Source organism: Sorangium sp. So ce1335 (assembly GCF_051521615.1).
Classification (GTDB): Bacteria; Myxococcota_A; Polyangia; order Polyangiales; family Polyangiaceae; genus Sorangium.
The window spans coordinates 4200076-4224065 of the sequence record NZ_CP150363.1; the positions used below are offsets into that span (position 1 = coordinate 4200076).

Here is a 23990-nt window from a genome sequence, read left to right on the forward strand (position 1 = left end):
GCTGTGAACCGGTCTCGCGCGCCGTGTCGAGTGTCGCTTTCTTCCATCCAGCGTTGTGGTGCTCACATGACACGCGGCGCCGCTGCGTTACTCACGTCCTGCGCGGCAGGCTGCGTGACCGCCGCGTGATTCCCGGGGTTCGCTCCGGGGTTGTCGGCAGGAGGTTCTTCTGATGATCCGGTATTCTCTTCGGTTTCTCTCGGTGGGTCTGATCCCGGCGCTCGTCGCGTGCGGCGGCGGCTCAGACTCCTCGGGTAACGGTGGCGCCGGCGGCGGGGGCGGCGCGAGCGTCACGTCGGGCACAGGCGGGGCGGGGACCGGCGGGAACGCCGACGGCGGCGGTGGTAGCGGCCAGGGCGGCGACGGCGCGTCGACGCCGGGCGGCGACGGGGCCGTCGACACGGGGGAGTACCGCGACCTCTTCGTCGAGGTCGGGTACACGGAGGACGAGGTCGCGGCGAAGCTCACGGCCGCGTGGGATAGCCTCTTCAAGGGCGATCCGGAGACCGAGGCCGTCTACTTCGACGCGGGGGAGAACGACAGCGGCCCGCTCGCGCAGATCCGCGACATCGCGAGCGCTGACGTGCGCTCCGAGGGCATGAGCTACGGCATGATGATCGCCGTCCAGACGGACCACAAGGCGGAGTTCGACGCGCTGTGGAACTGGGCGAAGACGTACATGTACCACGGCGACCAGGCGCACCCGGCGTACGGGTACTTCTCGTGGTCGATGAATTTCGACGGCACCCCGAAGGACGAAATGCCGGCGCCGGACGGGGAGGAGTACTTCGCGACGGCCCTGTATTTCGCGTCCGGGCGCTGGGGCAACGGCGAAGGCATCTACGACTACCGCAAGGAGGCCGACAACCTGCTCGACCTCATGAAGAACCGGCCGGACGTGACGGGGAGCGTCATCTCGAACGGCGAGACCCGCACGACGAAGGGGACGACCCTCTTCAACACGGAGAACCACCAGGTCCGCTTCACGCCGGACGCGGGCAACTTCGAGACGAACGGGGATTTCACCGATCCGTCGTACCACCTGCCGGCCTTCTACGAGATCTGGGCCAAGCACGGCCCGGAGGCAGATCGCGCCTTCTGGGCCGAGGCGGCGGAGGTGAGCCGCGACTACTTCCAGCTCGCGGCCCACCCGCAGACGGGGCTCACGCCGGATTACGCGAACTTCGACGGCACGCCCAAGGCGGCGTCCTGGAAGCCCGAGTCCGTTGACTTCCGCTTCGACGCGTGGCGCACGGCGATGAACTGGTCCGTCGACTGGGCGTGGTGGGCCAAGGACCCGCGCGCGCAGGAGCTCAGCGACAGGATCCAGGCGTTCTTCGAGGGGCAGGGCGAGGGCTACGCGAACCAGTTCACCATCGAGGGCGATCCGCTGAGCACCGACCACTCCTCGGGGCTCGTCGCGATGAACGCGACCGCCAGCATGGCGGCCACCCACGAGCGATCCGCCGACTTCGTCCGGGCGCTCTGGGAGCTCCAGCCCCCGAGCGGGCAGTATCGCTACTACGACGGCATGCTCTACTTCATGGCGCTGCTGCACGTGAGCGGCGAGTTCCGGGCGTACGCCCCGCAGTGAGCGGCGCTCGGCGCGCGGGGGAGCCCGAGGCGTCCACGCCGGGCGGCGCCGCGGCGCCGACGCGCGCGCCGCGGCGCCTGCCCCGGGCGCGGGTCACCTGCGGCGCCGGCGCAGGGCCGTGGTGACGGCGGCGAGCACCAGCAGGCCGAGCTCCGCGGGGACGCGCCTCGTGGGCTCGGCGGCTGCCGGGTCGGCGAGGTGGCAGCCCCCCTTGTCGAGGAACCCGCCGTTCGGCGGCGGCGAGACGCACTCGCCCGGGCCATCGGAGACGTCGCACACGAAGCCGTCGACGCAGTCGTGGACCGACTTGCAAGGCTTCAGCCGCTCCCCGGTGGCGGGCGAGCACGCGAAGGGCGCGTAGTCGGGGTGCAGCGACGTGCAGACGCCGTCGGCGGAGGCGCCGCGGAGCTCCGAGCACGCCTCGCAGAGATAGACGTCGCAGCGCTGCTCGCAGCAGACCCCGTCGGTGCAGGAGCCGCTGTGGCACTCGACGTCTGCAGCGCAGGGGTCGCCGGCTGGCATCGGGCGAAAGGCAAAGACGCTGTCGAGCTTGGGGCCATCAGGGCCGCCGCCGCCGCCGGCGACGAGGACCCGGCCGTCCGGCAGCAGCGTCGCGGTGTGCCAGTACCGGCCCACGGGGAGCGGCTCGAGCGGGAGCCAGGTGCCAGTGGCGGGGTCGAACGCCTCGGCGGTGTTGGGCTGCAGGGTCCAGCCCTGCATGTCGGCGCCGCCGACGACGAGCACCCGGCCGTCCGGCAACAGCGTCGCGGCGTGCGCGTTGCGGACGGTGTGCATGGGCCCGAGCGGCATCCAGCGGCCGGATTCCGGGACGAACACCTCGGCGCTGGCCAGGATGTCCGTCGGGGCGAAACCCCCGGCGACCAGCACGCGTCCATCGCGCAACAGCGTCGCTGTGTGATCGTAGCGCCCGGCGATCATGGGCGCGAGCGGCAGCCATTGTTCGGACCCCGGGTCGAACAGCTCGGCGCTGTCGAGCACCCCTTCAGGGCCATAACCGCCGGCGATGAGCACCCGCCCGTCGTGCAGCAGCGTGGCCGTGTGCCCCTGTCGCGGAGCGAGCATGGGCCCGACGGGCTTCCACTGGTCGAGGTCCGGGTCGAACAGCTCGGCGCTGTCGTGGACCCCTTCCTGGTTGCGGCCGCCGGCGACGAGCACCCGGCCGTCCGGCAGCCGCGTCGCCGTGTGCCCGTGCCGGGTGGCGAGGAGCGGGCTGAGGGATCCCCATGCGCCGGCGGCCGGATCGAACACCTCGACGCTGTCGAGCGAGCGTATCTTGTTCTCATCGAGCTCCATGTAACCGCCGGCGACGAGCACCCGTCCGTCCTCCAGCAACGTCGCCGAGTGCGACCGCCGGGCGTTGCGCAGGGGATCGACGGCGCGCCACGTGCCGGAGATCGGATCGAACACCTCGGCGCTGGCGGTCAGCCCTCCAGCCATCACGCCGCCGCGGTTGACCTCCCCGGAGGCCACGAGCACCCGTCCGTCCTCTAGCAGCGTCGCTGTGTGCGAGTGCCGGGCGTGGTTCAGGGGGCCGAGCGGCACCCACGCGCCCGCGTCGAGGTCGAGCACCTCGGCATCGTTGATCGTGCCATGACCCGAGCCGCCGGCGATGAGCACCCGCCCGTCCTCCAGCAGCGTCGCTGTGTGCTCGTTCCGGGACGTGTACATGGACTGGACGGTCGTCCACGTGTCGGAGACCGGGTCGAACACCTCGGCGCTGTCGGTCGCGTTGATGCGATCATGGCCGCCGGCGACGAGCACCCGTCCATCGCGCAGCTCCGTCGCGGTATGCCACACCCGGGCGGCGAGCATGGGATTGACGGCGCGCCATGTGTTGGACTCCACGTCGAACAGCTCGGCGCTGTCGAAATCTCCCTGTGGGGTATATCCGCCGGTGACGAGCACCCGTCCGTCGTTCAGCAGCGTGGCCGTGTGACCCATGCGCGCGGTGAGCATGGGGGCGAGGGCGGACCACGCGCCCGAGCGAGGATCGAACACCTCCACGCTGCCGAGCACTCCATCGCGGCCGTCGCCACCGACGACGAGCACGCGCCCGTCCGGCAGCCGCGTCGCGGCGTGGTCCGTGCGCGCGGTGGGCATGGAGGCGAGGGCGGACCACGCGCCCGAGCGAGGATCGAACACCTCCACGCTGTCGAGCGCGCCTTCCGGGCCATGGCCGCCGGCGACGAACACCCGTCCATCGGGCAGCGGTGTGGCGGTGTGATCGCCGCGGGCAGCGCTCATGGGCTTCCCGGCGGACCACGCGCCGGAGCGCGGGTCGAACACCTCGACGCTGGCGAGCACCCCTTCGGGGCCATCGGTGTTCGTATCACCACCAGCGACGAGTATCCGTCCGTCCGGCAGCACCGTGGCGGTGTGATCACCGCGGGCGGCGAGCATGGGAGCCTGGGTCGACCATGCGCCGGAATCCGGGTCGAACACCTCGGCGCTGTCGACCGCGTCCCTGCGTTGATACCCGCCAGCGATGAGCACGCGCCCGTCCGATAGCCGCGTGGCCGTGTGCCGGTGGCGGGGGACATCCATCTTCCTGATGAGCCTCCACCGCGGATCCACCAGCACGGTCTCGCTCTCGGCCTCCACCCACAGCTCGACCCGCTGCCCCTGCGCGATGAGCCGCGTGGCGACCGGCCTCCCCCCCGCCGCGTAGGCCTCGGGCGCGGTCACACGGATCTGCGGCGCGCCGCGCGCGTCGGCCACCTCCACGGCGTCGCCGTCCTGGCGCAGGTCTGCCCCGTCGACCTGCCAGGCGGCCACGGGCGCGTCGCGCCGCACCGCGCCCGGATCGAGCAGCAGCCACTCTTCGTAGCCGTCTTCCAGGGCGGTCCAGAACGAAGTTCCGCCCGCCCGCGCATAGGCCACGGCGCCCTCCGCGATCTCGCCGGCGCCTGTTGCGCCGAGCTCCGTCACCTGCGCCTCGGAGCCGTCGGGCAGGAGAAATCGCACGTCGCCGTCGCCGTCTCGCGGGAACCGCGAGCGCAGCCTGTCCGCGCCGGCGCGGTGAGGGCGCGCGTCGAGCGGCTGCACGGCCTCGAAGCCGTCACCCGTCGGCGCGAAGGCAAGGGGCCCTTGAAGGATGGCGTCCGCCTGCTCGGGGAACTGCCGCCTGAGGGCGCGCGCGTCCAGCGGATCGGCCGTCTCGCTGCAGCCGAGCAGCAGCGCCAGCGAAAGACTCCAGACGATCGCCAGCGCCCACCGGCCAAGGTCGCGCGTTGAGCCAGCAATGGACATATCGAACCTTCTCCTCCGTGTCCGTGGAGCTCGTACGAGCGCCCCTTCTCGTCAGTAGAACTCGTAACGGGCGCCGATCCCGGGGACGACCGTGAGGAGCACGGGGCCGGCGAGCCGCTCGGCCGGGAACGTCGCGCGGCCGTCTTCGCCCGCCGGCAAGGCCTGCGCCGTGTCCCACGCGGCCCGTTTCATGTCGATGAGCACGGGCAAGGCGATCCCCGCGTTCAGCTGGACGTGCCGGCCCACCGGCAGGCCGACGCGCACCTCGGGGGTCGCGTGGAGGAAGAGCGCGGGGTGGTCCTGGAGGAAGGGCGCGAGCTCGTACGGCGCGCCGCTGCTCGCCCGGAACGCGCCGCCCGTGCGCTGGTCCAGGAGCGCGCCGGCGATGGCCCCGGCGCCGAGGCGGAAGTGCAGCGGGACGCGCTCGGAGAGCGGCAAGGTGAAGCCGAGCCACCCGCCGAGGAGCGCGCCGCGCAGCGCCAGCCGATCGTCGACGGTGCCCTGGTTCGCCGGCAGGCCGACCGGGGTCACCTCCATGTGGCGGCCGTGGAGGCGCTGCGACGCCGTGACGTAGCCGGCGGTGACGCCGAACCCGAGGCCCATGCCGAGCTCGTAGCCCGCCTGGAGCACGGCGGAGCCGCCCGTCCCGAGCGACGTCTCGCAGCCGCGGATGCACGTGCCCGCGACCTCGCCGCCGAAGCTGGGCACGAACACGACGCCCGTGGTGGCCTCGACGACGAACCGCGCCGGGCGCGCGGGCTTGCGCCAGAAGGGCGAGCTCGGATCGCGCTCCAGGGTCACGCTCGCGATCTCCATCTGGTCCCGCCCGAGGATCACGCGGCGCGACTCCGGCAAGAACCCGGGCGCGGCGATCTCCACGCGGTGCGCGCCCGCGCGCAGCCGTCCTTCCCAGAGGCCGCGGCCCACCGTCACGCCGTCGACCGCGACGGTGGCGTTGACCGGCACCGGCTCGACCCGCAGCGACGCGGCGAGCTCCTCGGCCGAGAGCGTCAGCGGCACGGTCCTGTCCGCCTCGACCTCGACCCGCACAGGAGGCGTGCCGAGGCGACCCTCGCCGCGCAGCGCGACCGTGTGCTCGCCGGGCGCGAGCAGCCCCTCCCAGGGGGCCCTGGCCATGAGGTTGCCGTCCACCACGACGTCGAGCGGCCGGCCCTCCTCCTCGATGACCCGCAGGCGTCCCATGCGCGCGAGCGGCCGCATCTGCGCCCTGACGCGCGTCAGTCGGTCCCCCGCCATCTCGACGCGCTGCTCGAACGGCTCGAACCCCTCCTTGAACACGCGCACCCAGTGGCTGCCGGAGGTGAGCCGGAGCGGCGCGGGGAGCGGCGCCTCGCCGCGGTGCCGCCCGTCGACGACGATCAGCGCGCCCGGCTCGGCGCCGTCGACCTCGAGGATGCCGACGAGCTGGCGCAGCTCGTCGAGCTGGCGCTGCGCCGCCTCCTTCGCCGCGGTGGGCAGCCGGTCACCGAAGTCGCGCAGCAGCGCCTCGAACATCTCGAGCGCCTCGTCGTGGCGCCCGAGCTGCGTCAGGCTCAGCGCGGCGCCCGACGTCGCGGCCCAGCTCGCATAGAGCTGCCGCGAGGCGAGGTACTCGGCGAGCGCCCTGGACCAGTCGCGCCGCTCATAGAACGCCCGGGCGGTCGCATAGCGCTCTGCCGCCCTCTCGCGCGCCTCGCTGGCGGCGGGGGGCGCCGGTGCGGCGGCGGGCGGAGCGGGGCCCGCGGTGGGCTGCGCCGGTGCGGTGGCCGTTTGCGCAGGCACGGCCGCGGGCCGCGCGCGATCGGCGGGCGCGGCGCCGCTCGCCGTCGGCGCTGCGGCGAGCAGGAGCCCCGCCGCGGCGACGAGGAGGCGGGGGCAGCGGGCGCCGCCGTGGCGCTCGGGCTGGGGAGGGGGAGGAGGCGAGAGGGGCATCGTGGCACCGGCTCTGTGCGTGCGGCCTCGTCGTGCGCGCCTCGCGGGCGAGCCGACGAAGAGAGCGCGCGAAGGGGGGAGCGACGGAGGGGAGGTCGCGGTGATCCCGGCGCCTCCGCGCTGAGATCCGCGGCGAACCATCGGCATTCAGGGCAGCGCAGGCTCGAGGCACGCGCGGCGCGCTGCCGGTAACACGACGTCCTGCCGCCGTACATAGCCAGCGTCACCGGAAGGATCTAGTCTGCCGCCCCCATGATCCCTGCCGGTCCCTTGCCCATCGTCCCGCTGACATCGTCTCCCGAGCTGACCTGGCGTGTCCCCGGCTCGAAGAGCATCACGAACCGCGCGCTCGTGCTGGCGGCGCTGGCCGAGGGCGAGAGCACGCTCGAGGGGGTGCTGCACAGCGACGACACGCGGCACATGCGATCTGCCCTGGAGGCGATGGGGATCCGGATCCAGGACGCCGGGCCGACGACGCTGGTGGTGGAGGGCGGGCGGCACCGGCTGCGCGCGCCGGAGCGCGAGCTGTTCATCGGGAACAGCGGCACCACGGTGCGCTTCCTGGCGGCGCTCGCGTGCCTCGTGCCCGGCGAGGTGGTGCTCGTCGGCGACGAGCACATGGCGAAGCGCCCGATCGCGGATCTCGTCGACGGGCTGAGGCAGCTCGGGGCGGACGTGGAGTGCCCGACCGGGTGCCCGCCGCTCCGCATCCGGGGCGGCCGGCTGAAGGGCGGCACCCTGACGATGCGCGGCGATCGCTCCAGCCAGTACTTCTCGGCGGTGATGATGGCGGGCCCCTTCGCCGAGTCCGCGATCGATCTGCGCGTGGCCGGCGAGCTCGTGAGCCGCCCCTATGTCGAGATCACGCGCCGCATGGTCGCGAATTTCGGCGGCCGCATCGACGAGGCCGCCGGCGGCTTCACGGTCCACCCTGCCCAGGGGTACCGGCCGCGGAGGTACCCGATCGAGCCCGACGCGTCGTCCGCGAGCTACCCGTTCGCGCTCGCCGCGGCCGCGGGCGGCGCCATCACCGTGCCGGGGCTCGGCGAGGGCGCGCTGCAAGGCGACTACCGGTTCGTCGAGCTCCTGGAGCAGGCCGGCGCGCGCGTGATCCGGCAGGGGGACGCCACCACGGTGCGCGGCGGCGGCCGCCTGCGCGGCGTCGACGTCGACATGCACCACATCTCGGACACCGTGATGACGCTGGCGGCGATCGCGCCGCTGCTCGACGGGCCGACGACGATCCGGAACGTGGCGAACATCCGGATCAAGGAGACGGATCGCCTCGCGGCGACGGTCGCCGAGCTCCGCCGCCTCGGGCAGGAGGTGACCCACGGCGACGACTGGCTGCGCGTCGACCCGCGCCCGCTGACGCCCGCGCTCGTGCACAGCTACAGCGACCACCGCATGGCGATGAGCTTCGCGATCCTGGGGCTGTGCCGGCCCGGCGTGACGATCGAGAACCCCGCCTGCGTGGCGAAGACGTACCCGACGTTCTGGGAAGACGTCGAGCGGTGCCGGAGCGCAGCCGGCGGCGGCGCGCCGCCGGGGTGACCGCGCACCGCCGTGGACCCACGGCGACTGCCAGCCGAGATCGAGGCGATGGCCGAGCGCTGCGGCGCGGATCCAGCCGAGGTCCCGCCGGACCGGCGCCGGCGCGCGCCGCGCTCGAGATTGTTTGACTTCAAAGCAATCTGCGCGAAGCATCCCGGCCGGTTCGGCCCGGGACGAGCACGTGTCCCGCCGCCGTGCGCTCGGTACCAGATCCCGGAGATTGACGAAGTGAAGCGAACCCGAACGGGGATCGCGACGGCGGCGCTGCTCGCGCTGCTGGTCGCCGTGCTCATGATCTCGGCGCGCGCCGCCGCGGGGCCGCAGGACGGCCTGCCGCCGGCGCCTGCGGACGCGGACCGCTCGACGCCCCGGCGCGCCCTGCGGCTCCTCGTCGACGCCTCGCGCGAGGGGCGCCACGATGTCGCGGCGTACGCGCTCGACCTGTCCGCCATCCCGCGCGCCGCGCAGGCGGAGCGCGGGCCCGAGCTCCACGAGGCGTTCGGTCCTGGGCCGATCGCCGAGCGGCTGCCGGCGGTGCTCTCCCGGGTGCGCTTCCTGGGGCTCGCCGCCTGGCAGTGGCTCGGCCTCGTGACGGCGATCGCCGCGTCGTCGCTCGGCGGCCTGCTGCTCGGCCGCCTCGTCTCCGTCGCCATCGGCAGGGTCGTGCGGCGGACGGAGGTGCAATGGGACGACCGGCTCCTCGACGGGATCCAGACGCCGCTGCGCGCGCTCTTGACGCTGGCGCTCGCGAGCGGCCTCGTCAGGCCGCTGCGCCTCGCCGCCCCGGCGCAGGACGTGCTCGACACGCTCCTCCAGACCCTCCTCATCGCCGCCGCGGCGTGGCTCACGACGCGCCTCGTGCGCTTCGCCGGCGACACGGTGACCGAGCGCGTGACCGCGAGCGCCGCGGACATGGCGCTCGCCCGGGGCAGCAAGACCCGCGTCGCCATGCTGCGGCGCATCGCCAACGTGCTCGTGGGCGTGGTGGCCGTGGCGCTGGTGCTCCTCCAGTTCGACGTGGTCCGGAAGGTCGGGGTCTCGCTGCTCGCCTCCGCCGGCATCGCCGGCGTGGTCGTCGGCTTCGCGGCGCAGAAGTCGATCTCCACGCTGCTCGCCGGCCTGCAGCTCTCCTTTTCGCAGCCGATCCGCATCGGCGACACCGTGATCGTCGAGGGGGAGTGGGGCTGGATCGAGGAGATCACGCTGACGTTCGTGGTCGTGAAGGTCTGGGATCTGCGCCGGCTCGTCGTGCCGATCACCTACTTCCTCGAGAAGCCGTTCCAGAACTGGACGAAGGTGTCGCCGGATCTGCTCGGCACGGTCTTCGTCCACGCCGACTACACGGTCCCGATCGACGAGATGCGCGCGGAGGTCGCGCGGCTGTGCGCCGCCGACCCGAACTGGGACGGAAAGGTCGCGGGCCTCGTCGTGGTCGACGCGACGGCGCAGACGATCGCGCTCCGGGCGCTGGTCTCGTCCTCCGAGGCGGGCAAGCTCTGGGACCTGCGCTGCGCGGTGCGCGAGGGGCTCATCAAGCGGCTGACGTCGCTGGAGGGCGGGCGGTACCTCCCGCGGGCGCGCGTGGCGCTCGGGGGAGAGGGCGAGCCGCGGGGCGCCCTGGACCCGACGGGGGGAATCGCGTCGGCGTGAGCCGGCGGCGCGCGGTCGGCGTCCGGTCGGCGCGCGGTCGGCGTCCGGTCGGCGCCGAGATCGGCCGCCCTCAGGTAGTTGCATATCTAACCATTTCGCGCTACCTTGATGCCGTGTTCGAGCACTGCCTGTACTTCAACACGACGGCGCTCGCGCGCCTGCTCGAGCGCGAGTGGGCGGAGGCGTTCAAGCCGTTCGATCTGACGCCGCCGCAGGCCTTCCTGCTCCGCGTCGTGCTCGAGGAGCCCGGGCTGCTCCAGCGAGAGATCGCCGACCGGATGACGATCTCGCGCCCGACCGCCACGCGCGCGATCGACGGCTTGCAGGCCAAGGGCCTGGTCGAGCGCCGCGCCTCCGCGCGCGACGGACGCGAGTGGGAGATCCACCCGAAGCCCAAGGCGGTCGCGCTCAAGGCGGCGATCAACGAGGCGAGCGGCGCGGTCACCGCCCGCCTGAAGAAGGTGCTCGGCGCCGGCGAGTTCAGCGACACCGTCGCCCGGGTCAGGCACGTGCGCTCGGCCCTCCGCTGAGCGTCTTTTCTTCATCGATGCCGTTGCATCTCTGATCATTGTTCAAGTAGTTGCATAGCTAACCATAGGAGATGATGATGCCCATCCTGAACGTCAAGGTGAGCGCCAAGAAGTCGGCGCAGATGTCGGGCCAGATCGCCAGCATGCTCAGCGAGCTGACGGCGCGCGTGCTCGACAAGAAGCCGGAGCTGACGTCGATCGCGATCCAGTACGTCGATCCGGAGGACTGGATCGTCGGCGGCCGCTCGCTCGCCGCGCAGGGCAAGAGCAGCTTCTATCTCGATATCAAGATCACCGACGAGACCAACACGAAGGCCGATAAGGCGCAGTACATCTATGAGGCCTTCGAGGGGTTCCGGCGCTTGCTCGGCACGCTGCACGAGGAGAGCTACATCCACATCCACGACGTCCGCGCGGCGGCCTACGGCTACGGCGGAAAGACGCAGGAGTATCGATGGCAACACCCGGACTGATGGCGCGGGTAGCCCGGCGCCGCGCTCCACCCTTGCCAGGATTGATGAGGATGAGCTGCTGCGTTACAGAGGCCGCGAGGACAGTGGCCCATGACCAGCGCATCCGAGGCGCCCGAGCCGGACATCGCCGTCGTGCCCCACGACCCGGCGTGGTCCGGGAGGTATGACGCAGAGCGCGCGACGATCCTCGGGGCGACCGGCGCGCTCTTCGTCGCGATCGAGCACGTCGGCAGCACGGCCGTCCCGGGGCTCCTGGCCAAGCCGGTGATCGACATCATGGCCGCCGTGGAGCGGCTGGCCGAGGCGTCCGCGGCGCTCGATCGCCTCGGCGATCTCGGCTATCGGCTCGCGCCGACGGGGATGCGCAATCGCCTCTTCCTCCGGAAGCGCGCGCCGGGCGATGCCTGCGCCTTCCACCTGCACATCGTCGAGCATGCCACCTGGCACGAGCGGAACGAGCGCCTGCTCCGGGATCACCTGCGGGCGTACCCCGAGGACGCGCGCGCCTACGGCGCGCTGAAGCAGCGGCTCGCCCGCGAGCACGCGCGCGACGGACTCGCGTACACGAAGGGCAAGACAGCGATCATCCAGTCGATCGTGGATCGCGCCCGCGACGCGCTCGGGCTGCCGCGGGTCGACGTGTGGGAGGACTGATCGACGGCCTGGGCCCCGTCCTCTGCCGACGCCGGCGCCCCTCGTTGGCGCGCCGCCGTCGGCTCGCGAGATCCCCGGGGGGGTCTACGTCTCCACCGGCTGCGCCGGCGGCTCCGGCTCCTTGCGGAACATCCCGGCGAGGATCCGCTCGGCCGCGTCGGCGAGGATGTCGCGCGAGAGCCGGGTCTCCTCGCCGAAGAACCGCGTGGCCACCCCGGCGTCGAGCGCGTGCGTCGCGAGCAGCGCGAACGCCTCCGCCTCGTCGAACGTCGCCTCGGCGGTGAGCACGCGCTTTCCGGGCCTCAGGTCCTCCTGCTCGAAGCGGCCCTCCCACGTCTCCCCCAGGGTCACCGAGAAGTACTGCGCGGCCACGTTGCCGGGGCGGGCCATGTGCGAGACGGCGACGACGGCCCGCAGCCGGTCCCGCTCCTCCGGGGTCATCTGCCGCCGCCAGCCCTCGACCGTGGCGTGCATCGTCTCGATCTGATCGCGCGCCGCGTCCTCGGCGTTGCGCAGGACGTCCTCGGTCTGCGCGCGCGCGAAGGCGGTCAGCGCCCCGGGCGCGACCCCGCCGGCCGCGCTCGCCTCGTCGAGGAGCGCGAGCGACGCGTCGAGGATCCGGCGCTGCCGCGCGAGCTGCTCCGGCGTGAAGCCGCGCCGGTCGAGGTCGCCCGCGGCCGCGGCGATGCGCTGCCGGAGCTCGGCCATCCGGCGCCGCGCGTCGCCGTCGGGCGCCCCCCGCCGGCCGGAGAGGAGCGCGTGGACGGCGAGGGGGACGTGCGCGATCGCCTTGAGATCGTGGTAGCGCCGGGTGCGCGCGGGGCCCTCGAACCGCTGGCCCCCGCGCCGCAGGATGAGGCTGTCGTCTATCTGGGCGATGATCGGCTCGATGCTGGCGAGCATGGCCTCCCGGCGCGCGGCGTAGGCGTCGAGAAAGAACTGGTTGAGCTCGCCGAGCGGGTCGCCCGGGGCCGGCGCGGCGCTCATGGCAGCGCCGCGCGGCGCGGCGGCAGCGCGTTCGCGTCGAGCCAGTCGAGCGCCTCGTCCATCACCCGCTCGGCGTCCGGCATCTCTCCGTGGCGCGCGCCGGGCATCTCCCGGTAGACCGCCGGGATCTTCGCCGCCATGAGGCCGCCAGCGCCTTCCTTCATGCGGTACTTCGCGTCGAACTCGCCGCTGATCATCACCGCGCCCCGGATACCACGGAGCCGCGCCGCCGAGGGCGTCGTGGGCGCGCCGAGCAGCACGAGCCGCGAGTACCGCTCCGGCCAGCGCTCCGCGAGCCGCTCCCCGATGTACGCCCCCTGCGAGTAGCCGATCAGCACGAGGTCCTCCGCCTCGCCGCCGCACGCCGCGAGCGCGGCCCGGATGCGGCCGTCCTGCTCCTCGGGGTCGGGCGAGTACTTGCTGAACGCGCTGTCCCCACACGGGATGTTTCCCTGCAGGCCGAGCACCCCGCCGTGCTCCCGCGCCGCCCCCTGGATCGACTGCACGTAACCCAGCCCGTGCCCGCACATGCCGTGCAGGAAGATCATCCGCGGACACGCGCCGCCCGGCCCTGTGACGACGAACGCCGGCAGGTCGCCAGGCACCGCCATCTCGGTCGCCACGAGCGGCGGATCGACAGCGCGGTTGTCGACGTCGACAACCGCCGGCTGCGCCGGGCGCTCCTCCGCGAGCGCACGCTCCTCCTTGCCACACCCCGTCGTGAGCACGGCGAGGCCAAACCCGGCTATGGCTACAACGGAAGTTTTCATGTCCATGGCGCAGTGCCAGGATCGGGCCACCCCAGGCGAACGGTCGCTCTCATCGCGATACCACCGCGGAAATCGAGCCTGGGCGCGCGGGAGGCGCGGCGGGCGAGCTCGTCATCTTCTGCTTTTTCGCCACACCGGAGCCCAGCCTGCGCGCGCGCTGTTGACATGTCCGTTTTAACGGAATATTTGTCCGTTTTAATGGATGAGTCCGGCGCTCCGTGCGCGCGTCGCGCCGTGGGCCGCGGGGCCCGGGCTCGGTGGCGAGCACCTCGGGCGCCGCGGCGTCGAGGCCGGGAGACACGGCCCGTGCCCGGGGCGGGCCCGGGGAGCCGGGAAGATCGATGGACGAGGAGGAGCAGAACCGATGAGCAACCGCGCCCTGGAGCACTTTGGCGAGCGATACGGCAACGGGGGCTCGGCGCCCCGCTTCGATCGGTGGAACCCGGTGATCGAGTCGCTGCTCGGCCACCGATCGGTGCGCCGCTACGCGCAGAAGCCGCTCCCGGAGGGCACGCTCGAGCTGCTCGTGGCCGCGGCCCAGTCGGCGCCGAGCTCCTCGAACCTGCAGCTCTGGAGCGTTCTCTCGGTCCAGGACGCCGAGCGGCGGCGGCGGCTCGCGGAGCTCGCCGGCGACCAGGCGCACGTGCGCGAGTGCGGGCTGTTCCTTGTCTGGCTCGCCGATCAGCGGCGGCTCGGCGACCTGGCGAGCCACCGCGGCGTCGGGCGCGAGGGGCTCGAGTATCTCGAGATGTTCGTCATGGCCGTCGTCGACGCGGCGCTCGCCGCCCAGAACGCGCTCGTCGCGGCCGAGTCGATCGGCCTCGGCACGGTCTACATCGGCGCGCTGCGGAACCAGCCGGAGGCGGTCGCGGCCGAGCTCGGCCTGCCCCCGCAGGTGTTCGCGACCTTCGGCCTGTGCGTCGGCTGGCCCGACCCGGACGCCCGCGCGAGCATCAAGCCGCGGCTCCCGCAGGAGGTCGTCCTGCACCACGAGCAGTATGGCGCCCTCGATCGCTCGCTCGGCGCGCTCGAGGCCTACGACGAGCTCATGGATCGCTTCTACGCGAAGGAGCGCATGGGCGTGCAGGGGAGCTGGAGCCGCCACTCGGCCGCGCGCGTCGCGTCGGCCCACGCGCTGCGCGGGCGCGACCGGCTGCGCGCGGCGCTCGCCTCGATGGGCTTCGGGCTCCGCTGAAGCGGGCCAGCCCCGGCGCGCGTGATCGCCAGCATGCGCGCGGAGCAACACCCGAGCAGCAGGCCCTGGTGCCACGCCAGCAACGAAGGGCGCCGCCCGCCGGAGAGAGGCAATGCGCCCCGCGATGGCATATCGGCTGCATTCCGGGGCAGTCGGCCTGAGCAAGGGAGTCGTCCAATCATGAGCGAGGTACTGGAGCCTGAATCAAACGCCGGAGAGGGCGGGCGCGCCCTCGACGGGAGCGACACGCTGGCGCTGGAGACCGATGTCCTTGTGCTGGGCGGCGGGCCCGCCGGGACATGGGCGGCGCTCGCCGCGGCGGCGAAGGGCGCGCGCGTGGTGCTCGCGGACAAGGGCTACTGCGGCAGCAGCGGCGCCACCGCGCCGTCGGGCGTCGGCGTGTGGTACGTGCCGCCGGTCCCCGAGCTGCGCGAGGCGGCCAAGGCGAGCCGCGAGGGCCTGGGCGGCTTCCTCGCCGACCGGGGATGGATGGACCGCGTGCTCGACAGGACCTGGGCCAGCGTGAACGACCTCGCGACCTGGGGTTACCCGTTTCCGACGGACGACGGCGGACAGCCCGTGCGCCGCAGCCTGCAAGGGCCCGAGTACATGCGCCTCATGCGCAACCGGGTGAAGCTCGCGGGCGTCCGCATCCTCGACCACAGCCCCGCGCTCGAGCTCCTCGTCGACGCGGACGGCGCGGTCGCCGGCGCCGCCGGCATCTGCCGGCAGCTCGGGCACCGGTGGACGGTGAAGGCCGGGGCCGTCGTCATCGCCACCGGCGGCTGCGCCTTCCTGAGCAAGGCCCTCGGCACCAACGTGCTCACCGGCGACGGCGGCCTGATGGCCGCCGAGGTGGGCGCGGAGATGTCCGGCATGGAGTTCTCGAACGCCTACGCGATCGCGCCGGCGTTCGCGTCGGTCACAAAGACGCTCTTCTACAACTGGGCGACGTTCTATCACGAGGACGGGCGCGTCATCGAGGGGGCCGGATCGCAGCGCGGCCGGTCGGTGATCGCGGAGACGCTGCTCACGCAGCCGGTCTACGCCCAGCTCGACAAGGCCGACGAGGCGCTGGAGGCGTGGATGCGCAAGGCCCAGCCGAACTTCTTCCTCCCCTTCGACCGCGCCGGGATCGACCCGTTCCGGCAGCGGTTCCCCGTCACGCTGCGGCTCGAGGGCACCGTGCGCGGCACCGGCGGGATCCGCATCGCGAGCCAGGCGTGCGCGACCTCGACGCCGGGGCTCTACGCCGCCGGCGACGCCGCCACGCGGGAGCTCATCTGCGGCGGCTTCACGGGGGGCGGCAGCCACAACGCCGCGTGGGCGATCTCGTCGGGGCAGTGGGCCGGCGAGGGCGCCGCCCGGTTCGCGCGCGGCGTCGGCGCCCGCGCCGGCCAGCGCAAGGTCGAGGGCGCGGGACGCGCGGCGCTCCACGCGGGGGGCGGGACGCGGCAGCTCGACGCCGAGGGCGTGATCCGGTCGGTGCAGGACGAGGTGTTCCCGTACGACAAGAACCTCTTCCGCACCGAGCGCGGGCTCGCCATCTCGCTCGACAGGCTCGACGCGCTCTGGCGCGACGTGCGGGCGGCGCGGCCCGCCGCGGAGGTGCGCGACGCGGTGCGCGCCCGGGAGGGCGCGGCCATGGTCGCTACCGCGCGCTGGATGTTCAACGCGGCGCGCGCGCGCACCGAGACGCGCGGGATGCACAAGCACAAGGACCACCCGGGCCTCGATCCGGCGCAGCAGCGGCGGCTGATCACCGGGGGGCTCGACGAGGTGTGGGTGCGCCCCGAGCCGCCAGCGCCGGCGTCGATCGGCGCGGCCGCCGCGGAGGCGCACGCGCCATGATCGAGCTCGTCAGCGACGCCCGGTGCATCGGGTGCGATCTCTGCGTCGACGTCTGCCCGACCGACGTGTTCGATCGCGTGCCCGGCGGCGCGCCCGTGATCGCCCGGCAGCGCGACTGCCAGACGTGCTTCATGTGCGAGGCCTACTGCCCGGTGGACGCGCTCTACGTGGCGCCGGAGGCCGAGCGGGCCGTCCCGGTGGACGAGGAGCAGCTCTCGTCGTCCGGGCTCCTCGGGAGCTACAGGGCCGCCGTGGGGTGGGGGACCCGGCGCAGGCCGGGCGCCGCCGCCGACCAGACCTTCCGCGTCCTCGATGCCGCGCGCCGCGGCTGACGCCAGCGCCGCGCGTTGCTCTCCTCCCGCGCCGCGTCGCCTCCGCCTTCACAACGGGAATATTCCGCCCTCACGCTATTCTCTCTCGTGGTGAGCCGGTTCGAGGGCGCGCGGCTACTGCCTGACAGACGTGCGCTTGGCTGGCCGGGTCGAAGTCCCCGCCGAGATCCTTTCGACCTCCGCGGACATCCGTGGTCGTCGCCGTGCCGGGCATCCGGGCAACGCAGCTCGGGAGCGTCCGATGCGATGTTGACTCCACTCAAGATCATCTGGTGGGCTCCTCCCCGGCCGTGCGCGCTGACCGCCTTGCGCCGGGGACCTCGGCTCGGTACTGTGCTCGCTCCTCACGATCGATCTGCGAAAGCCTCGAGCCCTCGGAGCGATGACGTTGTGCGTAGAGCCAGCCTTGCCATCGCTCCGTCTGAGCGTGGCGGTACTGACGAAAGCGAGGTGGTTCGCGCGCTCATCGCAGGAGAGCCGTGGGCGGCAGCCGCGGTATGGAACGCGCATGCGCCCAAGGTGTTCCGGATCGTCGCGCGCGTGCTCGGGCCCGGCGCCGACGCAGAGGACGTCACCCAGGAGGTCTTTGCTCGCGTGTTCTCCAGAGTATCCGGGCTGAGAGACCCCGATGCGCTGGGGAGCTTCGTGTTCTCGGTGACCGTTCGACTTCTGAAGTGGGAGCTCCGCCGCAGGCGCGTGAGGCGAATCCTCCAGCTCGCGGACACCGCCGAGCTCCCGGAGCAGGCGGTCGAGCCAGCGGACAGCGAGGCGCGCGAGGCCCTTGGCCGCCTCTATGCGATCCTCGACACGCTGAGCGCAGACGACCGGACTGCGTTCGTGCTCCGCCACATGGAGGGGATGAGCCTGCCCGAGATCGCCGAGGCAACCGGGATATCGCTGGCCACCGTGAAGCGCAGGCTCAGCCGCGCGACGGAGCGTGTGTCGTCCGAGGTCGAGAAGGACATGTCTCTCGGCGCTTACTGCATGAGAGGGGAGGCGCGGGATGACTCTTGACGAGGAGAAGGCCCCGGCACTCAGCCCGAAGGCCGCGCGCGCGGTCGAGCTGGCTCGCCGGTCGCTCGGCACGATGTCTCCCCAGCAGCGCGCCCAGGGGCTGCTCCGCGTGACGGAGCGGACGGCGAGGCGCCCGGGCTTCCGGCTGTCGCCCCTCCGGGGCGGAGCGCTCGCGCTCGCCGTGGCCGCCGCCGTCCTGCTCGGCGTCAACGGATGGCAGCGAGGAGCGCGCTCCGATCGGCTCTCCTACGAGGTGGAGGGCGGCGCCGTGCAGCAGGACGGCTCCGTCCACGCGGACACATCGAGCCGCCCGAAGGTCCGGTTCTCCGACGGCACCGAGGTGCAGCTCGCCGAGATGGCGCGCGCGCACATCGTGTCGGTGAACGAGCAGGGCGCCAGGGTCGCCCTCGACCGGGGCGAGGTCCACGCGCGCGTCGTGCACCGGTCGGAGGCGCAGTGGCAGTTCGATGCGGGGCCGTTCCTCGTGACCGTGACCGGGACGGCCTTCGCGCTTTCCTGGACGCCGGAGGACGAGCGCCTCGATCTGCGGCTCGAGGACGGCGCCGTCGTCGTCAGCGGGCCGCTGTCCGGCGAGCCGATCGCGGTGCGCGCCGGGCAGTGGCTGACCCTGCGGAAGCGCACGGGAGAGGTGCTCCTGCGCGATCTCGAGCTTCAGCAGGGCGCGGAGGCGTCGCCGGCGCCCGCCCCGCCTGCGCCCGCCCCGCCGACGCCCGACCGCGCCGAGGAGCCCAGCGCGGCGCCGGTTCCGGAGGCGCCAGGGACGCCCGCGGGCCCGACCGCGGCGGCGCCCGCGGCCGAGCCGAGGCGCGACTGGGCCGGGAAGCTCGCGGCCGGGAAGCTCGACGTCATCGTCGGCGAGGCGCAGCGCCGCGGGCTCGACGCCTCGCTCGCGGAGAGCAGCAACGAGGAGCTCTCGGCCCTCGCGGACGCGGCGCGTTACACGCGGCGGAACGACATCGCGCGGCGGGCGCTCCTCGCCCAGCGCCGGCGCTTTCCGGCGACGCAACGGGGCAAGGAGGCGGCGTTCCATCTCGGCCGCCTCGCGGAGACCCAGGAGGGAGGCGCCGCGGCGCTCGCCTGGTTCGAGACCTACCTCAAGGAGGCTCCGCAGGGGGCCTACGCCTCCGAAGCGCTCGGGCGCAAGATGGTGATCGTGCAGCGGCTCCACGGCGACGCGCAGGCCGAGACCGTCGCGCGGGCGTACCTGCGCCGGTTCCCGGGCGGAACCTACGCGCAGGCAGCGCGGGCCCTCGCTCGGACGCCGTGAGGTTCGCGCGGGCGCAGGCGCTGGCCGGGGCGGCCCTCGCGCTCCTCCTCTGCGCGGCGAGCCCCGCGGCGTCGGGGGAGCCTGCGCGTGTGGTCCTCGTGCGGCCCGTCGCCGCCGATCCGTCGATCTCCGAGGCGCTGATCCGCATCCGCGGGGAGCTCGTCGCCGATGGATTCGACGTGGAGCTCCTCGACGCGCAGTCGGCCTCCGCCCCCCGGCCGACGATGGACGACGCCGGGCAGCAGGCCGGCTCCGCGGCCCTGATCGGGCTGTTCCTTGCGCCGGATGGCCAGGCCGCCGAGCTCTGGGTGGTCGACCCGCGGACGAACGAGACGCTCGTGCGGCGGATCGACACGCGCGGCGAGGCGCGGGAGCACATCGTCGAGGTGCTCGCGGTGCGCGCCGTCGAGCTGCTCCGCGCGAGCCTGCTGGAGCTCCTGATGTCCTCGCGGCGCTCCGCGGCGCCGCCCGGCGACGCCGCGCCGCGTCCGAGCGAGGTGAGCCAGCAGGTGCCTCGACCGGCAGCGCGGCCGCTCGATCAGCCGTGGCGCCGAGCGATGTGGGGCGTCGAGCTGGGGGGCGGGCTCCTCGCGAGCCCGGGCGGCGGCATCGGCCCGGCGATGCTCCTTGTCGCGCGCCTGCGCGTCGCGCCGCCCGGGCCGAGCAGTCCACTCGAGGCGCGCCTCTCGCTCGCCGGGCTCGGGACGGCGCCGCGCGTCGCCGGGCCGCAGGGCAGCGCGACCGTGCAGCAGCGGTTCGGGCTCGTCGAGCTCGCGGCGCTCCCCTGGCCCGAGCTGCGCTTGCGCCCGAGGTTCTCGGTGGGCCTCGGGGCGCTCCACGTCGCCGTCGACGGCGAGGCATCGTGGCCGTACCGGGGGGGCCACAGCGCGCGGTGGGCGTTCGCCGCGGACGCCGGCGCCGGCGTCGAGCTCGGGATCATGCGGCGGTTCGACGTCGTCGCCGAGGCGCACGCGCTCGTCGCGCACCCCTATCCGGTGGTCCGCTTCGTCGAGACCGAGGCGGCGCGCGCCGCGCGCCCGGCGCTGCTCGGCAGCCTCAGCCTCGTGGGGTGGCTGTGACCGGAGGACGAGCGGCGTCGCGCCGCGCGCGCCCCTGCGGAGAGGCGCCCGGCGTCACGGCTCCGGGCCGCTGGTGGTGCTCGTGGCGGTGTCGGTGCCGGCTCCGACCGGGCTCAGCCTGAACTGCTGGCTGGTGCTGCCGTTGGAAGCCCTCTGGAGGAGGGCGGTGCCGTTGGCGGGCGGGGAGCCGTAAGCGTCGATGACCTTGCCGCTGAGGCGCGACGTGATGCGGACGGCGCCGCCGCCGAGAGCGGTGACGTACCATTGCTGATTGCGGTTCCCGTGGCAGGTGAACTGGACGATGGCGGCGCCGTCGGCGGTCGACCCGCTGCGGACGTCGAGGCACTTGTCACTTCTGACGCTGCGGATCCGGTAGTACCCGCCGTCCACCGCCTCGAAGCGGAACTGCTGGTTGGTGCCGCCGTTGCAATCCCAGAGCTGCAGGACGACATCGTCGGCCGTGGAGACGGCGGCGTCGACGTCCACGCAGCGCCCGCTCTGGACGCCGACCAGGGTGTAGGTGGTGTCCGTCGAGATATCCGCCTCGACCTCCGCCGAGACGGAGTGCTGGAAGAGCTCGGCGATCTCCGCCGGGACGAGCGCTCGGCTGTAGATCGCGATGTCGTCGACGTCCCCGACGAGGAGCCGACCCTCCTGCGGCCGCCTCCCGACGTAGAGGCTGGTAGCGCCGGGCGAGGTCGTCCTGTCGATGGGCTCGGTGCTGTGGAGGCGCCCGTCGATGTAGAGGCTCATGGTGAGCGCCTCGCCGTCGACGACGCCGGCGGCGTGCGTCCACCGCTGGAGCTCGAGGCAGGAGCACAGGAGGCGGTGGTGGTCGCTCAGCTCGGGCCCCTTCCACAACCCGAAGTGGATGCCCGGCGCCTCGCCGTCGTAGTCGATGTCGAGCTCCCATCCGCCGGAGCTCTCCGTGCTGATCACGGTCCTCAGGGTGTCGTCGGCAGGGGGCGCGTCGGTCAGCACGCGAACCCACGCCGAGACGGTCCAGCTCGGGGTGGCGTTCGGGAATTCGCCCACCGTCATGAACTCGCCCTCATCGAAGTGCAGCGCCTGCCCGAAGCGGCCGTCCTCCACCCACGTGCCGCCGGTGAGCGCGCCGTCGCGCCCGTTGCCGGACCGATCGGTCACGGTCGTCCCTTGGCCTTCGTCGAACGTCCAGTAGGCGACCAGGCCCTGAGCCAGCGTCGGCGTCAGCTCGACGGCGTCGAGCGGCCCCTTCGCGCAGGCCGCGAGCCCGAGCGACGCGACCGCGGCCAGGCAGCGGGGCGCCGCGCGCCCGCCCGCGATTGCCGTTGCGCTGAGCGTCCTGGTGATGGCGCGGTGCGGCGTGCGCGACTGCTGCATGTCAGGCCTTCTTGCGTACCCCAGACGTCTCCGGTTCACCATAAAACTGCGCTGGCATGTCCGTGGGCCCCGCGGTGTTCCTCGGAGCAGAGCCGCGTTTTCGCGAGGGGTGTTCAAATTTCCAGCCCATCGAGAAAACGCACATCACGAGCGATCGAGGTGATTGAGTCTGCGCTCATGTCGCAACCTAGGCCAGCAACCAGATCATCATGCCGCTCACGGCCTGGAGGCGAACCGCCGACCGGAGGAGGAGCGGCAACGCGAGGTAATTCATGAGGCGCCCTGTTCTCTCGATCTGTTTCTCGCTCGCTGCCTGTCTCGTGGCATGCGGGTCGAGCGATACCGGTGCCGGCGCCGGCGACGCGACCGGCACGGCGTCCGGAGGCGGCGCGACCGGCACGTCGTCCGGAGGCGGCGCGACCGGCACGTCGTCCGGAGGCGGCGCGACCGGCACATCGTCCGGGGGCGGCGCGACCGGCACCGCATCGGGCGGCGGCGCTGCGTCGGGCAGCGGCGGCGCGGGCGCAGGCCCCGGCGCGGGCGGCGGCGGGGGCGCGCCCGCGCCGACGGGGTTCGCGCAGATGGAGGAGCTCGACCGCGGCGTCGTTGCCGTTCCCACCGACGGCGGCATCTACGTGGGCTTCCGCCTGTTCGGCTACGATCCCGACGACATCGCATTCAACGTCTACCGGGACGGCGCCAAGGTGAATGACGCGCCGATCACGGACTCCACCAACTTCGTGGACCGCGGAGGCTCGCCGAGCTCGGTCTACACGGTGCGGCCGGTCGTCGGCGGCGTCGAACAAGGCGAGTCGGAGGCCGCGTCCGTGTGGAAGGATGGATCCCTGACCATCCAGACGACGCCGCCGCCCGCCGGGGACGGCTACACCTATTCGAGCGGCGACGGCAGCGTGGGGGACCTGGACGGCGACGGGCGGTACGAGATCGTCGTCAAGTGGGATCCGTCGAACCTCAAGGACAACTCGCAGGCTGGCCGCACCGGCAAGACCTACCTGGACGCCTACACGCTCGACGGCGAGCGGCTCTGGCGCATCGATCTCGGCGTGAACATCCGGGCCGGGGCGCATTACTCACCGTTCCTCGTCTACGATCTCGACGGCGACGGGAAGGCGGAGGTGGCCGTCAAGACCGCGCCGGGGACGCGCGACGGCAGGGGCGAGCCGCTGAGCCTCGGGCCTGCGGCCACCGACGACGACGCCAGGGACTACCGCAATGGAGACGGCTACATCCTGACCGGCCCGGAGTATCTCACGGTGTTCTCCGGAGAGACCGGCGCCGAGCTCGCCACGACGGAGTTCCAGGTGGGGCGCGGCGACCCGTGCAGCTGGGGCAACAACGAGTGTTATGGCAACCGCGTCGACCGCTTCGTCGGCACGATCGCGTTCCTCGACGACACCGGCCGGCCGAGCGTCGTGTTCGGCCGGGGCTACTACGCGCGCACCACGCTCTCGGCCTGGAACTACCGAGACGGCGCGCTCACCAACCTCTGGACGTTCGACTCCAGCTCGAGCCGCGACAACGGGGCGTACGGCGGCAAGGGCGCCCACTCCATCAGCGTCGCGAACGTGGACGACGACCCGCAGCAGGAGATCATCAACGGCGGCGCCACGTTCGACAACGACGGCACGGGCCTCTGCACGGTGGACTACTATGCTCACGGCGACGCGCTGCACGTCACGGATCACATCCCGTCGCGCCCCGGCCTGGAGGTGTTCATGCCGTACGAGAGCGGGGACGCCCCCGCCTACGCCATGCGCGACGCCCGCACGTGCGAGGTCATCTGGCGGGGGCCCGGCAACGGCGGCGAGGAGGGCCCCGGCCGGGGCGTCGCGGCGGACATCGATCCGCGGAGCCCGGGGAGCGAGGCGTGGGTCAACAGCAGCGAGCTGCTGCGCGGCTCGGACGGCAACCGCGCCGGGAGCCGCCCCTCGTCGTCCAACTTCCTCATCTGGTGGGACGCGGATCTCAGCCGGGAGCTCCTCGACGGCAACGGCATCCGTCAGTACGACGGCGAGGGCGGCAGCTTCACGGCCGACGGGTGCGCCGCGAACAACGGCACGAAGAGCAACCCGACCCTCAGCGCCGATATCCTGGGCGACTGGCGCGAGGAGGTGATCTTCCGCTGCGGCAACTCGATCCGCATCTTCACGACGAGCCAGCTCGCGAAGGACCGGATCCACACCCTGATGCACGATCCGCAGTACCGCGTCGCCATCTCGTGGCAGAACGGCGCCTACAACCAGCCGCCCCACCCGAGCTTCCACATCGGGGAGGGGATGGCCCCGGTGCCGAAGCCGGACATCCACGTCCGCTGAGACACGCCGGGCGGCGGCGGCCCTCCGGACGTGTCGTCACCGAACGACAGCTGGGCCTTGCTGCCGCCCGTTTCCAGCCAGCGATCCCCGGGGCGCGATCACGATGGTGTCGGCGCCCC

General features: G+C 72.9%; 18 protein-coding genes. 13 read left to right on the plus strand and 5 right to left on the minus strand.

Annotation, left to right across the window (positions count from 1 at the left end; genetic code table 11):
* Window positions 1-172: 172 nt before the first annotated feature.
* Entirely contained in the window at window positions 173-1594 is a 1422-nt protein-coding gene (locus WMF24_RS15525; protein WP_437737184.1) for a glycosyl hydrolase family 8, read from the plus strand.
* 93 nt (window positions 1595-1687) lie between these two features.
* On the opposite strand, the gene WMF24_RS15530 is transcribed toward WMF24_RS15525, so the two are convergent.
* Window positions 1688-4864 carry a kelch repeat-containing protein gene (locus WMF24_RS15530; RefSeq protein ID WP_437737185.1) on the minus strand — a complete coding sequence of 1059 codons (3177 nt, stop codon included), beginning with the start codon at window positions 4862-4864 and terminating at the stop codon, window positions 1688-1690.
* A 51-nt stretch (window positions 4865-4915) separates the two neighbouring features.
* On the minus strand, window positions 4916-6796 hold the full coding sequence (locus tag WMF24_RS15535) for a PEGA domain-containing protein (protein WP_437737186.1): 1881 nt from the start codon (window positions 6794-6796) through the stop codon (window positions 4916-4918).
* A gap of 252 nt (window positions 6797-7048) precedes the next feature.
* Here WMF24_RS15535 and aroA point away from each other — a divergent pair, with 252 nt between their 5' ends.
* The 5 genes from aroA to WMF24_RS15560 all read left to right on the plus strand — a co-directional run bounded on the left by aroA (window position 7049) and on the right by WMF24_RS15560 (window position 11657).
* On the plus strand, window positions 7049-8350 hold the full coding sequence (aroA, locus tag WMF24_RS15540) for a 3-phosphoshikimate 1-carboxyvinyltransferase (protein WP_437737187.1): 1302 nt from the start codon (window positions 7049-7051) through the stop codon (window positions 8348-8350).
* A gap of 228 nt (window positions 8351-8578) precedes the next feature.
* Window positions 8579-10000, plus strand: coding sequence for a mechanosensitive ion channel family protein (locus tag WMF24_RS15545; protein WP_437737188.1), 1422 nt, complete (start codon window positions 8579-8581; stop codon window positions 9998-10000).
* 113 nt (window positions 10001-10113) lie between these two features.
* Window positions 10114-10530 carry a MarR family winged helix-turn-helix transcriptional regulator gene (locus tag WMF24_RS15550; RefSeq protein WP_437737189.1) on the plus strand — a complete coding sequence of 139 codons (417 nt, stop codon included), beginning with the start codon at window positions 10114-10116 and terminating at the stop codon, window positions 10528-10530.
* A 77-nt stretch (window positions 10531-10607) separates the two neighbouring features.
* A complete protein-coding gene (locus WMF24_RS15555; RefSeq protein ID WP_437738809.1) occupies window positions 10608-11003 on the plus strand; it encodes a tautomerase family protein in 396 nt (131 codons plus the stop codon).
* Between the two features lie 90 nt (window positions 11004-11093).
* The gene (locus WMF24_RS15560) at window positions 11094-11657 is read left to right on the plus strand and encodes a GrpB family protein (protein WP_437737190.1); all 564 of its coding nucleotides are present in this window, start codon (window positions 11094-11096) and stop codon (window positions 11655-11657) included.
* A gap of 84 nt (window positions 11658-11741) precedes the next feature.
* Here WMF24_RS15560 and WMF24_RS15565 read toward each other — a convergent pair whose 3' ends face one another.
* Together WMF24_RS15565 and WMF24_RS15570 are read right to left on the minus strand one after the other, a co-directional pair.
* A complete protein-coding gene (locus WMF24_RS15565; protein ID WP_437737191.1) occupies window positions 11742-12644 on the minus strand; it encodes a hypothetical protein in 903 nt (300 codons plus the stop codon).
* Window positions 12641-13414 (minus strand): alpha/beta hydrolase, encoded by a 774-nt coding sequence (locus tag WMF24_RS15570; protein ID WP_437737192.1) that lies wholly within the window; start codon window positions 13412-13414, stop codon window positions 12641-12643. The genes WMF24_RS15565 and WMF24_RS15570 overlap by 4 nt, the downstream gene beginning before the upstream one ends.
* A gap of 364 nt (window positions 13415-13778) precedes the next feature.
* On the opposite strand from WMF24_RS15570, the gene WMF24_RS15575 reads away from it, so the two are divergent.
* The 6 genes from WMF24_RS15575 (at window position 13779) to WMF24_RS15600 (ending at window position 20173) form a co-directional block, all read left to right on the plus strand.
* A complete protein-coding gene (locus WMF24_RS15575) occupies window positions 13779-14609 on the plus strand; it encodes an NADPH-dependent oxidoreductase (protein ID WP_437737193.1) in 831 nt (276 codons plus the stop codon).
* A 180-nt stretch (window positions 14610-14789) separates the two neighbouring features.
* Window positions 14790-16460, plus strand: a complete 1671-nt coding sequence (locus WMF24_RS15580) for an FAD-binding protein (RefSeq protein ID WP_437737194.1) — start codon at window positions 14790-14792, stop codon at window positions 16458-16460.
* Window positions 16457-16792 carry a 4Fe-4S binding protein gene (locus WMF24_RS15585; protein ID WP_437737195.1) on the plus strand — a complete coding sequence of 112 codons (336 nt, stop codon included), beginning with the start codon at window positions 16457-16459 and terminating at the stop codon, window positions 16790-16792. The genes WMF24_RS15580 and WMF24_RS15585 overlap by 4 nt, the downstream gene beginning before the upstream one ends.
* Window positions 16793-17242: 450 nt before the next feature.
* Complete coding sequence (locus tag WMF24_RS15590) at window positions 17243-17806, plus strand: RNA polymerase sigma factor (RefSeq protein ID WP_437737196.1); 564 nt, start codon at window positions 17243-17245, stop codon at window positions 17804-17806.
* Entirely contained in the window at window positions 17796-19094 is a 1299-nt protein-coding gene (locus WMF24_RS15595) for a FecR domain-containing protein (protein ID WP_437737197.1), read from the plus strand. The genes WMF24_RS15590 and WMF24_RS15595 overlap by 11 nt, the downstream gene beginning before the upstream one ends.
* Window positions 19091-20173, plus strand: a complete 1083-nt coding sequence (locus tag WMF24_RS15600; RefSeq protein ID WP_437737198.1) for a hypothetical protein — start codon at window positions 19091-19093, stop codon at window positions 20171-20173. The genes WMF24_RS15595 and WMF24_RS15600 overlap by 4 nt, the downstream gene beginning before the upstream one ends.
* Before the next feature lie 54 nt (window positions 20174-20227).
* Here WMF24_RS15600 and WMF24_RS15605 read toward each other — a convergent pair whose 3' ends face one another.
* Window positions 20228-21535: an RICIN domain-containing protein gene (locus WMF24_RS15605; RefSeq protein WP_437737199.1), complete on the minus strand. Its 1308-nt coding sequence runs from the start codon at window positions 21533-21535 to the stop codon at window positions 20228-20230.
* A gap of 272 nt (window positions 21536-21807) precedes the next feature.
* On the opposite strand from WMF24_RS15605, the gene WMF24_RS15610 reads away from it, so the two are divergent.
* Window positions 21808-23871: a rhamnogalacturonan lyase gene (locus WMF24_RS15610; protein ID WP_437737200.1), complete on the plus strand. Its 2064-nt coding sequence runs from the start codon at window positions 21808-21810 to the stop codon at window positions 23869-23871.
* Window positions 23872-23990: the final 119 nt, after the last annotated feature.